General features: G+C 39.0%; 13 protein-coding genes. 3 read left to right on the plus strand and 10 right to left on the minus strand.

Annotated features, from left to right (window positions below; translation table 11 throughout):
- Nucleotides 1-5: 5 nt before the first annotated feature.
- The 9 genes from MJX77_RS10820 to MJX77_RS10860 all read right to left on the minus strand — a co-directional run bounded on the left by MJX77_RS10820 (nt 6) and on the right by MJX77_RS10860 (nt 7,550).
- Nucleotides 6-644 carry a DUF2238 domain-containing protein gene (locus tag MJX77_RS10820; RefSeq protein WP_252059005.1) on the minus strand — a complete coding sequence of 213 codons (639 nt, stop codon included), beginning with the start codon at nt 642-644 and terminating at the stop codon, nt 6-8.
- Between the two features lie 82 nt (nt 645-726).
- Entirely contained in the window at nt 727-2,115 is a 1,389-nt protein-coding gene (gene purB, locus MJX77_RS10825) for an adenylosuccinate lyase (RefSeq protein WP_005307301.1), read from the minus strand.
- 55 nt (nt 2,116-2,170) lie between these two features.
- On the minus strand, nt 2,171-2,902 hold the full coding sequence (gene hflD, locus MJX77_RS10830) for a high frequency lysogenization protein HflD (RefSeq protein WP_252059006.1): 732 nt from the start codon (nt 2,900-2,902) through the stop codon (nt 2,171-2,173).
- A 13-nt stretch (nt 2,903-2,915) separates the two neighbouring features.
- On the minus strand, nt 2,916-4,049 hold the full coding sequence (gene mnmA / locus MJX77_RS10835) for a tRNA 2-thiouridine(34) synthase MnmA (RefSeq protein ID WP_005307300.1): 1,134 nt from the start codon (nt 4,047-4,049) through the stop codon (nt 2,916-2,918).
- A 4-nt stretch (nt 4,050-4,053) separates the two neighbouring features.
- Nucleotides 4,054-4,542 (minus strand): NUDIX hydrolase, encoded by a 489-nt coding sequence (locus MJX77_RS10840; RefSeq protein ID WP_005307298.1) that lies wholly within the window; start codon nt 4,540-4,542, stop codon nt 4,054-4,056.
- Between the two features lie 144 nt (nt 4,543-4,686).
- Nucleotides 4,687-5,238, minus strand: a complete 552-nt coding sequence (locus MJX77_RS10845; RefSeq protein ID WP_151766905.1) for a gamma carbonic anhydrase family protein — start codon at nt 5,236-5,238, stop codon at nt 4,687-4,689.
- Nucleotides 5,239-5,328: 90 nt separating this feature from the next.
- Nucleotides 5,329-6,477, minus strand: coding sequence for a D-alanyl-D-alanine carboxypeptidase PBP5/6 (dacC, locus tag MJX77_RS10850; RefSeq protein WP_005307294.1), 1,149 nt, complete (start codon nt 6,475-6,477; stop codon nt 5,329-5,331).
- A 126-nt stretch (nt 6,478-6,603) separates the two neighbouring features.
- Nucleotides 6,604-7,026, minus strand: coding sequence for an MCR_0457 family protein (locus MJX77_RS10855; RefSeq protein ID WP_004790891.1), 423 nt, complete (start codon nt 7,024-7,026; stop codon nt 6,604-6,606).
- 152 nt (nt 7,027-7,178) lie between these two features.
- The gene (locus MJX77_RS10860; protein WP_004790893.1) at nt 7,179-7,550 is read right to left on the minus strand and encodes an MCR_0457 family protein; all 372 of its coding nucleotides are present in this window, start codon (nt 7,548-7,550) and stop codon (nt 7,179-7,181) included.
- A 100-nt stretch (nt 7,551-7,650) separates the two neighbouring features.
- Here MJX77_RS10860 and surE point away from each other — a divergent pair, with 100 nt between their 5' ends.
- The 3 genes from surE to MJX77_RS10875 all read left to right on the plus strand — a co-directional run bounded on the left by surE (nt 7,651) and on the right by MJX77_RS10875 (nt 10,388).
- Complete coding sequence (surE, locus tag MJX77_RS10865) at nt 7,651-8,421, plus strand: 5'/3'-nucleotidase SurE (protein WP_005307288.1); 771 nt, start codon at nt 7,651-7,653, stop codon at nt 8,419-8,421.
- 111 nt (nt 8,422-8,532) lie between these two features.
- On the plus strand, nt 8,533-9,357 hold the full coding sequence (locus MJX77_RS10870) for a peptidoglycan DD-metalloendopeptidase family protein (RefSeq protein ID WP_198306985.1): 825 nt from the start codon (nt 8,533-8,535) through the stop codon (nt 9,355-9,357).
- A gap of 101 nt (nt 9,358-9,458) precedes the next feature.
- Nucleotides 9,459-10,388 (plus strand): LysR family transcriptional regulator, encoded by a 930-nt coding sequence (locus MJX77_RS10875; RefSeq protein WP_004790899.1) that lies wholly within the window; start codon nt 9,459-9,461, stop codon nt 10,386-10,388.
- A gap of 50 nt (nt 10,389-10,438) precedes the next feature.
- Here MJX77_RS10875 and MJX77_RS10880 read toward each other — a convergent pair whose 3' ends face one another.
- Nucleotides 10,439-13,057, minus strand: a complete 2,619-nt coding sequence (locus MJX77_RS10880; protein ID WP_252059009.1) for a Lon protease family protein — start codon at nt 13,055-13,057, stop codon at nt 10,439-10,441.
- Between the last annotated feature and the right edge of the window lie 129 nt (nt 13,058-13,186).

Here is a 13,186-nt window from a genome sequence, read left to right on the forward strand (position 1 = left end):
TTTATTTATGAATTATTTATTTTAGGTGTTTTTATAAGAGCTAAAAATCCATAGAGAATTGCACCGATCGTTGCTAATAGCATATCTTTATGGGCATCCCACATGTCGCCTTGTTGGCCATTATAATTTTCGGCTTGCTCTGGCGATAAGCCAATCGCAATTACCCATTCAATGAGTTCATAAAAAACACTAGAGGCCATGACGAATTGGATCACAAGTAAAAACAGAGTAAAAGGTCGAGCTGTCGGTAACCAAACCTGAAAAACTCGATAAATAAGGGGGTAGAGTAAAACACCATAGGCAAGATGAACTAAACGATCATACATGTTACGGGACCACCCCATGTATTGATCTAGATTAAAATTGAATATGTGTTGAATCCAGTCATTGTACGGAACATATGAGTACAGGTAGTGTGCACCGATAATATGGATGAGCAAAAAACCTAAATAGAAAGTAAAACTTAAATAATCGAGACCAATCTTTTTAAAAATAATAAATAAGAGGACTAACATAAAAATTGTACCCACCTGATGAAGTAAATAAGCTTCAAATTCAAGGGGCTGAATGCCAGACAATATGATGGCAATAAAAATAATGCCAAGAGCAATATAGTGTTTAAGTTTGAATTGTTTTTCGATCATTTTAGAAATAGTACTTTATTGTGCTTTATATCAGTGTAATAAAAAAGCGAAGCCGAAGCTCCGCTTTTTATGAACTTTTTAATTAGATTTTGCTAATTAAATCGTTAATTTGTTTAGCTTGTTCAGCTGCATTACCTGTGTAAGTTGCAGGAGTAAGTTCAGCTAAACGTGCGCGCTCTTCGCTTGGTACTTGAGAAAGTTCATCACCATTTACGAAGTTAACCATCATGTCGCGAGTCATTGCTTGACCACGAGTTAATGCTTTTAACTTTTCATATGGCTTTTCAACGTTATAACGACGCATAACAGTTTGAATTGGCTCTGCTAACACTTCTTGAGCTTGATCAAGATCTTCAAGTAAGCGGTTTGCATTGAGCTCAAGTTTACCAACACCTTTTAAACACGCATCAAAAGCAATTAAACTTTGCGCAAAACCAACACCCATATTACGAAGTACAGTAGAGTCAGTTAAGTCACGCTGCCAGCGAGAAATTGGTAATTTTTCGCCTAAGTGTGCCAATACAGCATTCGCAATACCTAAGTTACCTTCAGAGTTTTCAAAGTCAATTGGGTTAACTTTGTGTGGCATAGTTGAAGAACCAACTTCACCATCTTTCAATCTTTGTTTGAAGTAACCTAAAGAAATGTAACCCCATACGTCACGGTTAAAGTCGATTAAAATCGTATTAAAGCGACGTAACGCATCAAACAACTCTGCCATGTAGTCATGTGGTTCGATTTGTGTCGTGTACGGGTTGAATGCTAAACCTAAAGATTCAACAAATGCTTGAGCATGTGCAGCCCAGTCAACATCTGGGTAAGCAGAAAGGTGAGCATTGTAGTTACCTACAGCACCATTGATTTTGCCTAGTAGCTCAACATTTTCAAATTGTTTAATTTGGCGAGCTAAACGGTATGCAACGTTCGCCATTTCTTTACCCAAAGTTGTTGGACTTGCAGTTTGACCGTGTGTACGAGACAACATTGGTTGTTCAGCATGAGCTGTTGCTAAAGTAGAGATCGCATTTAAAATTTGCTTCATGCTTGATACTAAAACTTCGCGGCCGTTTTTAAGCATAAGTGCATGAGACAAGTTATTGATGTCTTCTGAAGTACATGCAAAGTGAATGAATTCACCTGCATTTTGTAATTCAGCGATACCTGCGATTTTCTCTTTTAAGAAATATTCAACAGCTTTTACATCATGGTTAGTTGTACGCTCAATTTCTTTAATGCGGTTAGCATCTTCTTCAGAAAAGTTGCTAACAATTGCATCTAAAGCTGCATTTGTTTCATTTGAAAAAGGAGCAACTTCAACAATTTCTGGACGGTTAGAAAGCGCTTGTAACCAACGCACTTCTACAGTGACACGAGCATGAATTAAACCAAACTCAGAAAGAAAAGGACGTAGCGCATCACATTTGCTGGCATAACGTCCATCTAATGGTGATAGTGCGGTTAAAGCGTTCATAACGATTCCTTAATGTTGGAATAAACATAAAACAAAAAATAATCTCTTTACAGCCTTAGATGACTTGGTACTGTAAACGAGCAAGTGCCTGAATATCCTGTAGCAATTTACGTTTGCTAAAAATCATGTTCCACGAACTACCACCGAGTTGTCGCCATAAATGCGCCATTTGCAAGCCAGTAAACAGACAAGCACGGATGCGGTTAGTATGGTTGGTATCTTTAAATGCTTCCGCATTACCACGAACGAGAATGCGAGGGTTAATCTGCCCAGCAGTATCAACATAGGTTTGAGCCAAATTGGCTAAAATGCTTGAATGTAAGTAGTTATTATCAAAAAAAGAAAGCTGTTTTAAAATCTTTTGCTGAGCTTTTTCAATGATTGCGACGTATTCAGGATTGCTATAGACCTTCTTTTCTAATTGCAAAAGGGACATCGCATATGACATTGGAAGCTTGGCAGTGCCCATCTTCGGAAGGCGAGATTTGGGCATATTTGTAAAAGGTTGAGTAATACAATTTTCGAGGGTTTTAAGCCCCAAAGAAATATCTGCCAACTGATTAAAAAAATCTAATGTCTGAACACCATTGTTGACTGTAGGACGAATATTTAAACTCGCTTTAATTAACAGCTCAAAATAGAAGTTACCACTTTCACCAATACTCTGCTGACCAGTTAAAGCTGTCATGTGCGTGAGCTGGGTAGCCTGAAATACCCCAGCCAAGGCAAGGGCACGGTTTTGGCGAACATTCAAGGCTTGTGATTGTTGAAATGGTAACTCCACCATGTCATTCATTCCCTTAAATAAAATTTGGTGTAGGGGCATTTGTATGGTGAATGACACCCCCGCCTAAGCAAACTTCATCTGAATAAAATACAACGCTTTGACCCGGTGTAACAGCACGCTGAGGTTCATCAAACTCAACTCGTACACCGTGTTCACTATTTTCATCAATAAAAACTGTACATGCCTGATCAGGTTGGCGATAGCGTGTTTTAGCTGTACAGCGTAAACCTTCAACAGGAATATTCTGTTCACCCGCCACCCAGTCAATTGACTCACTCCAAAGTTGTGTGCTTTGCATGAGAGGGTGTTCATGTCCCTGACCAATAACGAGGCGATTATTGGCAATATCTTTATGTAGTACGAACCATGCACCTTCCGCTGCACCTTTCAAACCACCTAGACCAATTCCGCCACGTTGACCGAGCGTATAGTACATCAGACCGTGATGTTCACCAACTTCTTTACCTGTATCAAGTACAATTTTTCCAGGTTGAGCGGGCAAATATTGTTTAAGGAAGTCATTAAATCGACGTTCGCCAATAAAACAGATACCTGTAGAGTCTTTTTTCTTAGCTGTAGCAAGATCAAGTTCTTCAGCAATTCTGCGGACTTCTGGTTTTTCAATCTCACCTACTGGAAATAGGGTCTTGTTAATTTCTTTACCATGAACAGCATGCAAGAAATAAGTTTGGTCTTTGTTATTGTCTACACCACGTAATAACGGTGCGTATGCTTCACCTTTCGAGTTGTATGCAGTTTCACCACGGCGAGCATAATGACCAGTCGCGATAAAGTCTGCACCTAAAGTCATGGCATGATCTAAAAATGCACGGAACTTAATTTCTTTATTACATAAAATATCTGGGTTTGGGGTGCGTCCAGCTGCATATTCAGCTAAGAAAAGTTCAAACACGCGGTCCCAATATTCCATAGCAAAGTTTGCTGTGTGGAGTTTAATACCGATTTTATCTGCTACTGCTTGAGCATCGGCTAAATCTTCCATTGCCGTACAGTATTCCGTGCCGTCGTCTTCCTCCCAGTTCTTCATGAAAAGACCTTCAACTTGATATCCTTGTTGAAGTAAAAGTGCTGCAGAAACAGAAGAGTCTACACCACCAGACATACCGACGATGACACGTTGTTGCATAGGACTAGGCATCCAAATGAGAAGTTAATGAGGGAGAGAAAGGGTGCTCATAAATAAGCGATAAAGGATAATGGTGACCTTTCATGGCATCTTCAACTGCTTTGAGTACGAGTGGACTACGGGCACGAGCAGATTCTTTAAGCTCATCTGGTGTCATCCACACAGCAGCTACAATACCAGTATCGAGTTGAGGATTATTTTCAACTTGAGTCACATGTGCTAGAAAACAGAAGCGGTAATAGGTGCGATCTGGAAACATGGGCGGGGTATATGTATAAATACCAAGCAAGGCATCAATTTCAACATGATGACCTGTTTCTTCAAGTGTTTCTCGAATGGCTGCTTGAGTTAATGACTCACCGCATTCCACATGACCAGCAGGTTGGTTAAATACTGTGTGTACAAAACCCTCGCTATGTTCTTCAACAAAAAGATAGCGTCCGTCTTTTTCTACGACTGTAGCAACAGTGACATGAGGAGTCCATGCGGCCATAAAAAAGCACCATGATTTAAAAGACGTATGATACGAAATTTAGGGGTTTTTGGCTATGGTGATCTGCTAAACGATATGAGCAATACTACAAAACCATATCGTTTAAAAAATCAGAATTTTATTGCTGATATTTCATAGAGCTAATTAATCTTGCTCTGTTTGAGCCGCTTTATGATTATTTTGTACTTTTACATAATGCCTTGCCGAATAAGGAAGAAACGCTAATTCTTTTTCAGTCAGTTGGCGCACTTGTTGTACGGGGCTTCCTACATATAGATAACCACTTTTTAAGACTTTACGCGGTGGAACCAAACTTCCAGCACCAATCATTACATCATCTTCAATAATCACGTCATCTAAAATAACAGTATTGATTCCGATTAAAACTCGGTTGCCAATGGTACAGCCATGCAAAGTCACATGATGTCCAACCGTCACATCTTCACCAATGATAAGAGGTGAGCCATTAGGTTTTGCATCATTTTTATGGCTAACGTGCAACATACAATGGTCTTGTACATTACTGTTTTTACCAATTTGAATACTATTTACGTCACCACGAATGACGGCAAAAGGCCAGACAGAAACATTTTCGGCTAAGCTGACTTCACCGACTACAACGGCCATGTCATCAACATAACATGTTGGATCAACTTGAGGACGGTGTTCAAGATAAGGACGTATGTTCTTTGCCATGAGTAGTATCAAAATAAAATTTAGACGAATTATAAAATAAAAAAGCACTCAGGCTAAATAGCATGAGTGCTTAATTCAACTATTCAAAAATTAGAATAAGTTGCTGAAGAATTGTTTAACATGGTCGATTAAACGTGCAAAGAATCCTGCTTCTTCAACTGGTTTTAATGCAACTAATGGCTTTTCAGCAATTACTTTGCCGTCAAGGCTAGCAACAAGTTTGCCCACAACTTGGCCTTTTTGAAGCGGTGCATTTAAGTTAGGTTGAACAACTAACTGTGTTTTAATCCCGTTAGCTTTGCCTTTAGGCATAGTCACACTAAAGTTTTCAGCCAGACCAATTTGAACTTCATCTTCTTTACCAAACCATACTTTTGCTTTTGCAAGAACTTGATTGGCTGGTTGAATATTTGCAGTTTCAAAGTTTGCAAAGCCCCAAGACAATAATGTACGTGTTTGGTTAGCACGTTCATTTACGCTATCCGTTCCGAAAATAACGGAAATGAGACGCATCGGACCACGTTTGCTTGAAGTTGTTAAGCAGTAACCCGCTTCATCTGTATGACCTGTTTTTAAACCATCTACGCTTGGGTCTGTGTAAAGCAAGGCATTACGGTTACCTTGTTTAATACCGTTAAACGTAAATTCTTTTTCAGAGTAGATTGGGTAATATCTTGAGCTGTCTTTAATAATATGTTGCGCTAAAACAGCCATATCTTTAGCTGTTGAATAATGACCTTCTGCCGGTAAACCAGTTGAGTTAATGAACTGGGTATTTGTCATACCGATACGTTTTGCTTCCTGATTCATCATGTGAGCAAACGTGCCTTCATTTCCGGCAATATGTTCAGCCATTGCTTTTGATGCATCATTACCTGACTGGATAATGATACCGCGAAGCATTTCTAGAACAGTTGCTGTACCATTTAAAGGAACATACATACATGATTCAGAGCTGCTTCCTTTACACCATGCAGACTCGTTCATACGAACCTGCTCATTTTCAGTCAGTTCACCTTTTAATAATTTTTGTTCAATGATGTAGCTTGTCATCATTTTTGTCATTGAAGCAGGTGCAAGCTTTTCGTTTTCATTTTTAGAAGCGAGAATTTGTCCTGTCTCATAATCCATTAATACATAAGACTTATTATTTAATTCTGGCGGAGCTGATAAGACAGTTGCTGCATAAGAAAAACTTGGTAAGAGGAGGAGTGCAGCAATAGCGCTTTTTCGAGTCATTCTAGGTAATTCCAATATCTTGTATGAAGCAGAAGAACCTAGCATTTTAGGATAAAGCAAAGCCGACTTCTATGGGGGAAGTCGGCTTTTTCAAACAGTATTGTAACTCAAGAGTTTTTTACTAATTTAGTTTTGCGATTGATAAGCTTTCACGTCTTGACAAACTAATGTGTTTTGCTCGTTACCAGCAGCTTTTGCATCATTACGCGCTTCTTTTAGGACTTTCTTGAAACTTTTATCTTTAGCACGTTTCTCTAAAGCTGCAACTGGGTCGGCTTCATTTGGTAAATAGTCTTTTACTAAACGTTCATAACCTTGAGCAAAATCAGCATCTTTTTTGCCTATAAGGCTTGGACAAATTTCAGAAAGTACTTGAATTGCAGCTAATTCTTCAGGAGTTATAGTTTGCTGTGGAGTTACTTCAACAACATTTTCATTTTCGGTTTTCTTTTCAGCTGTTTTCTTCTTATCAGCAGCAAAACCAACTGTTGCCATGCTCATAAGTAAAACCAAAGAGAGCGATTGAACTAAGCTTTTCTTCATAAACATCGATAACCCAAAATAAAATTTTTAAATATGTCGATAGCTTAACCAATTTACAGGTTAAAAAAATGGAAAAAATGTATTGTTATGTTGGTTTTCTGCTTAATACCAAACAGAAAACCTCAGTAAATAAACTTCTACCCTAAACGGATAAAAATCTATTCTTTATAGTTAACGATCTCTTCACAGAGTTCGTGTTGCTCATGATGGTCCATTTGTTTTGAAGCTTGACGTGCTTCATTTAACAGGGTTTTAAACTCTGCATCATTTTGTAGAGCAGCGAGGGTAATTGATTTATTCGAATACCCTTGAAGATACGTTGTGATAATTTTTTGAGTATTTGACTCAAGTTTTTTATTTGTCCCTACGAAAGCTGGACAAATTTCCTGTAAGACTTGCGTTGCCGCAATATCATCTTTAATTAAGCTATCAGCTTCTTGTGTTGAGATATCCTCATCTGCAAAAACCGCTTGCGTACACAATGTGATACTGATCCCCAATACCTGAAAAAAAGGAGCAAAAGTTTTCATTTTTTCACAATTTTATAATGCTATGGAGGCATAAATATATATAATTCAACAAATAATTCAATTGTAAAACCTTTAGGTTTATTTGTAGAGAAAGATTTTAGTGAATATTTTGATAGCGAATGATGACGGTGTTTTTGCGCCAGGTATACAGGCTTTAGCTGAAGCATTAAAACCGCTTGGACGTGTGGTTGTGGTTGCGCCAGAAAGTGAGAGAAGTGGTTTTTCAAGTGCATTAACATTGGATCGACCATTGCGCCCAATTCAAATTGCCGAAGATGTATGGGCAGTGAATGGTACGCCAGCAGATTGCGTTTATTTGTCTATGAATGGTTTGTTTGATTTCGAATTTGACTTGGTCGTAAGTGGAATCAACAGTGGCGCGAATTTAGGTGATGATGTTTTATATTCTGGAACAGTTGGTGCTGCATTTGAAGGACGTTTAATGAAGCAACCTGCAATTGCTGTTTCTTTAGCTGGTCCTGATGTACGCGCTTATAATGTTAAAGAAGATTATGCTCAGGCTGCACAGTGGGTACATGATTTTATTGCAAGCGGTTTACCAGCTTTGCCTCCACGACACATCTTTAATATCAATATTCCTGATGTGCCAAAGTTAAAAGGAGCACAAATTACGTATCAGGGACGTCGTGCGCAATCTAAACCTATTACCAGCCATGTCGACCCAAGAGGACGCCAAGTTTACTGGATTGGATTAGCAGGCGAGGCGGTTACAGATCCTGAGCGTGTTTCAAGCCAGATTCAATCGGATTTCTTTGCGGTAGCAAACGGTTATGTAAGTGTTACACCTATTCAAATGGATGCTACAAATTACGCCGTTTTAGAAGACCTTCAGGTCAGTTTGAGTCAATAATTGAGCTTGAATGTTATAACTTTGTGAATAAAGAAAAAGAGGAACGTGTTTCCTCTTACTTTTTTGGTACTCTTAGCCGAAATGATTTGTAGCATTTAGTGAGGGAGATCAATGCATTTAATTGGGCAACAAAACAGAGTGCATATCCAAAAAGACAAAATAATGAAAATTATGTTGTTGTCTGTGGCTGTAGGTTTTACCGTAGCTATGGCAGGCTGTGCTTCTAAACCACAAATTAATAATAGTTCTCGCTATGCAATGGCTCCTAACTATTACACAGTTCGTTCAGGTGATACTTTGAGTGGTATCGCAATGCGTTATGGTCTGGACTACATCAGTATTGCTGAAATGAATGATATTCCTGCGCCATATCGTATTTATGTCAATCAGTCGTTACGTTTGAAGAAAGGTTCTTCACCAAGAACGGTATCTACACAAGTCATGGCACAGCCTGAGCAAATCAAGCGTCAAACGATTGCTTTGCCAACCACACAGCCTGTTACTCCAGTAACTCAGCCGTCTACTGTACCGTCAACAAATACGACAGTGGCATCAGTTGCACCAAATTCGAGCTTACGTTGGATAAAACCGACGAATGGACCGGTGATTCAAGGATTTAATTTGGCAAATAATGTCAAAGGAATCCGTTATGGTGGAAATCAGGGTGACCCTATTTATGCCGCAGCTGATGGTCAAGTTGTCTATGCAGCTGATGGCTTAAAAGAATACGGAAATCTGGTTTTAATTAAGCATATTGACGGATATATCAGTGCGTATGCCCACAATAGCAAGATGTTTGTGAAAAGCGGTGACAATATAACTGCTGGACAAAAAATTGCCGAAATGGGATCTACTGGTGCATCTCAAGTCATGCTCGAGTTCCAGATTCGTTTGGATGGAAAACCGATTAATCCTGTAAATCTTTTACCAAAATAGCTAATGCAAAAAACTTAGGTTTCCTCGTATAATGTAATTGGTTGCTTTCATTACAACAATAAGCATTTTTTATAAATTTAAAATTAGATTTGAGGAAACCTATGTTAGATCAGCTTCGTGCGATGGGTGTTTTCGCTTGTGTGGTAGAAAAAAGTTCATTTAGTGGTGCGGCACGTGAATTAGGAATTACAACAAGTGCGGTGAGTCAGCAGATACGCTCGCTTGAGCATGAAATGGATGTAACTCTATTACATCGCTCCACTCGTAAACTTAGTTTGACAGAAGCCGGACAGGCTTTTTTTTCAAGCTGTCAAGAGATGTTGGCGGCTGCTGAAAGGGGAAAAATCCGAATTAATGAATTGAGGGATGACTTAATCGGGGATTTGCGTATTGCGACAACTCCTGATTTAGCAGTTCAACACCTCATTCCTGCATTATCTCACTGGATGTCGGCTCATCGCGGTTTATCTGTGCATTTCGAAGTTGGGCATCGTTATATCGATTTAATTGAAGAGCGAATTGATATTGCAGTCCGCATGAGTTCTACTCCTGTAGAAGAGAGCAGCTCGATCATTCCGTTGGCTTTTGTAGATCAGATTTTGATTGCTTCTCCTAGTTATCTCAATCAGTCTAGTCCAATTGTGCATCCTAATGATTTAAGAGATCATGAATTGTTGTCGATTAATGTCATGAATGACTCACGCCATTTCAATTTTCAACATGTAAAAACAGGTGAAACGCTCAATATTGAAATGCAAAGCCGTTTGCAGAGCAATAATTTACAAGTTGCAAAAGCCTTATGTCAGCAAGGGCATGGTATTGCACGAATTTTATATTTGGATGCTCAGAAAGAACTAAAAAATGGTTCTTTGATTGAACTCATGCCAGATTGGAAATTACCAACGTTTACATTGTATGCAGAGGTTGCCAAGCATGATCAACAACCAATGAAAATTCAACGTTGTGTTGAAGCACTTAAACAATATTTTAGCCAGTTAGCAGGAGGACGAGCGATTCAGATCGTTCGTTAATTTTGCAAGTCTAAAAGTAAAAAGGGCCTGTATTTACAGGCCCTTTTTTATTACTTCTGTTTTAATGTAGCAACTTCTTCTGCATTTTCTTGTGGCAGATCGTCAGCAGTAAGTTCTTCATGCTTCTTAATTTTTTTCTTATTTTTCTTTTTCTTTTTTGGCTCTTCTTCAATTTCAGCACCATCTTCAATGGCTTGCCAATACTCAAGTTGTTCCATTACTGCCGCATAAATTGAATTTTTGCTGTATTTACCCTTCTTATCGAGCGTACCGACCGGACGAGCCATCAAAATTTCAAGAGCCTGATCAATCGTATCAATTGCATGGATATGGAATTGACTACTACGAACAGCATCAATAACATCTTGACGTAACATCAAATGTTGCATGTTTTGACGAGGAATAATGACACCTTGCTTACCTGTCAGACCTTGTAGCTTACATGCATCATAGAATCCTTCAATTTTTGCATTTACGCCGCCAATAGGTTGAACTTGCCCTAATTGGTTCATCGAGCCGGTAATTGCCCATGATTGATCAATTGGTATCTGGCTAATCGCAGAAATCAACGCTGAAAGCTCAGCAACAGTTGCACTATCGCCATCAACTTGACCATAGCTCTGTTCGAATGCAAGCGCAGCGGAGAAGTGTAAAATCTGTTCACGACCAAAGTGAGCTTTCAAGAAGCTAGACATCAGCAGCACGCCTTTGGCATGAAGTGACCCACCAAGTTCTACACTACGTTCAATATCAAGAATATCACCGCCACCTTGATAAACAGATGCCGTTAAACGTGAAGGTAAACCAAACTCAACATCTGCATAATGAATGACGGAGAGGGCATTGATTTGACCTAAACGATATCCCGACGTTTCGATTAATTGTGTACCACGTGAAAGATCTTGCCAGTAAAGTTCTCTTAAATAGCCTAAGCGATATTGGCGATGTTGTAGAGCGAGGTTAATGTGTTGGTCGGTTACCAGCTTCTCATTCGCTTTAAATGCATGATGATGTGCTTCGCGAATCAGATCACCTAAGGTTGAAGCATGTAACGACAGTGAACTTTGGTCTTCAGCCTGACGACTTGAGTCCGTAAGTAACGCTGCTAAAGCACTACGATCAAACGGAAGCAATTTATCCGCTTGTACATAGTCAGCAATGAGCTGCATGTAGGCTTGTTCATTTTCGTCATTACGTTGTAATGTATCAGTAAAATCTGCACGAATTTTAAATACACTACCAAGCTCTGGTTCTACTTCTAAAATTTCATAATAAATTTCAGGTTCTGCCATAAGAACCACTTTAATATCAAGTGGAACCGCGGCAGGTTCTATCGAGATAGAGCCTGTTAACGTCAGCATATGTTCAAGAGAAGATAACTTGAGTTGGCCTGATTTTAAGGCACGCTTTAAACCTTGCCATGCATAAGGCTGTTCGAGTAATTGCTCGGCCTCAAGCATTAAAAAACCACCATTCGCTTGATGTAGAGCACCTGGGCGAATGAGAGTGAAATCTGTAGTAATTGTGCCGTTATGGGTGAGCTGTTCAACGTGGCCGAGTAAATTATAGTGCGTTGGAAAGTCTTCAAAAATAACAGGAGCGCCACTATTTGGTTTATTTGAAACAATCACATTGGCTTGATAACGTGCTGGAACACGATTGAACATTGATGGAGTAAAATCATCTTCATCTTGTTCTAAGATCAGTTCAACATTATCAATAATATCTTGGGCATATTGTTTTAAGTAATCTTCGAGTCCTTTAACCTGACCATATTTATTTAAAATAAGCTCCATTCTTGGCATAACAACTTGCGTTGCAATATCCCGATTTAACACAGACACTTTGTCACGTGCATCATCTTCTAAATCACCTAAATGTAGACCAAGGCGATCCAGCTTTTTATCCATATAGCGAATATTGGCCGCAATTTCAGCGCGTTGCTTACTATTTAATGCATCAATATCTGTTTGGGTAAGTTCTTGAACCTGATCATCTTTGACTTGTACAGGAACAAAACCGTGTTTCTCATTACGAGAAATGAGTTTTAAATCGAGTTCTTCACCTTCTTTGGTTAGTTCAACAAGTGCTTGTTGTTGTACATCGCCTGTTTCCTGACGGATACGTTCAATACGATTGTGATAAGTCTCTGCACTGAAACGGCGTTCAAGTTGCTTTAAAATAATTTGCCAAGTTTGGTCATGTGCCTGTTGAAACTTAGTTCCTTGACCTGCTGGAAAGCGTAGGGCAATAGGTTGGCGTGCTTGTTTGAAATTATAGACATACACCCAGTCATCAGGCGTTGGCATTGTTTTGGCGTGCTGCTGTAACAAACGTTTAATCATGGTACGTTTGCCTAAACCAGCGGTTCCTACTGCAAAAATGTTATAGCCTGAGTAGGGTAAAGAAATTCCCGCCTCTACAGATGCTTTGGCACGATCTTGACCTAAAAAGTTATTAAGAGGTTTGATGCGTTTAGTTGAAGCTGGAATTTTTTCAAAATCGGGGATATGTGTAAGTTGTTCAGGTTTTAAAACGGTTTTATCTAAGGTCATTTTTATATCAGGTTGCTCAAAAGCTGAAGGAAATGCATTTACTGTGACGTTTGTGGTGGTTGTTTTAGCGAGTGATAAAGTTGAAATAGTCACTTGATCAAGTTTTTGTGTCACTGTTGATATCCAGCAAAAGAAAACGAAGGTTGAAGCCTAAAGGTATACAGGTTTAGCATAAAATATCAAGCAAACTTGCGGTTTTTATCGCCAAAACAAAAATGTTTGCATAAAGAATCTTGAAAGCAA

It is taken from the genome of Acinetobacter sp. AHP123 (assembly GCF_023757925.1).
In the GTDB taxonomy this organism is placed as follows: domain Bacteria; phylum Pseudomonadota; class Gammaproteobacteria; order Pseudomonadales; family Moraxellaceae; genus Acinetobacter; species Acinetobacter oleivorans.

Coding starts and splice junctions, on each gene's coding strand:
- MJX77_RS10855 (WP_004790891.1), bottom strand. CDS start 7,026: ATGTTTATGAAGAAAAGCTTAGTTCAATCGCTCTCTTTGGTTTTACTT.
- MJX77_RS10840 (WP_005307298.1), bottom strand. CDS start 4,542: ATGGCCGCATGGACTCCTCATGTCACTGTTGCTACAGTCGTAGAAAAA.
- MJX77_RS10870 (WP_198306985.1), top strand. CDS start 8,533: ATGCATTTAATTGGGCAACAAAACAGAGTGCATATCCAAAAAGACAAA.
- dacC (WP_005307294.1), bottom strand. CDS start 6,477: ATGACTCGAAAAAGCGCTATTGCTGCACTCCTCCTCTTACCAAGTTTT.
- MJX77_RS10860 (WP_004790893.1), bottom strand. CDS start 7,550: ATGAAAACTTTTGCTCCTTTTTTTCAGGTATTGGGGATCAGTATCACA.
- purB (WP_005307301.1), bottom strand. CDS start 2,115: ATGAACGCTTTAACCGCACTATCACCATTAGATGGACGTTATGCCAGC.
- MJX77_RS10820 (WP_252059005.1), bottom strand. CDS start 644: ATGATCGAAAAACAATTCAAACTTAAACACTATATTGCTCTTGGCATT.
- MJX77_RS10845 (WP_151766905.1), bottom strand. CDS start 5,238: ATGGCAAAGAACATACGTCCTTATCTTGAACACCGTCCTCAAGTTGAT.
- MJX77_RS10875 (WP_004790899.1), top strand. CDS start 9,459: ATGTTAGATCAGCTTCGTGCGATGGGTGTTTTCGCTTGTGTGGTAGAA.
- hflD (WP_252059006.1), bottom strand. CDS start 2,902: ATGGTGGAGTTACCATTTCAACAATCACAAGCCTTGAATGTTCGCCAA.
- mnmA (WP_005307300.1), bottom strand. CDS start 4,049: ATGCAACAACGTGTCATCGTCGGTATGTCTGGTGGTGTAGACTCTTCT.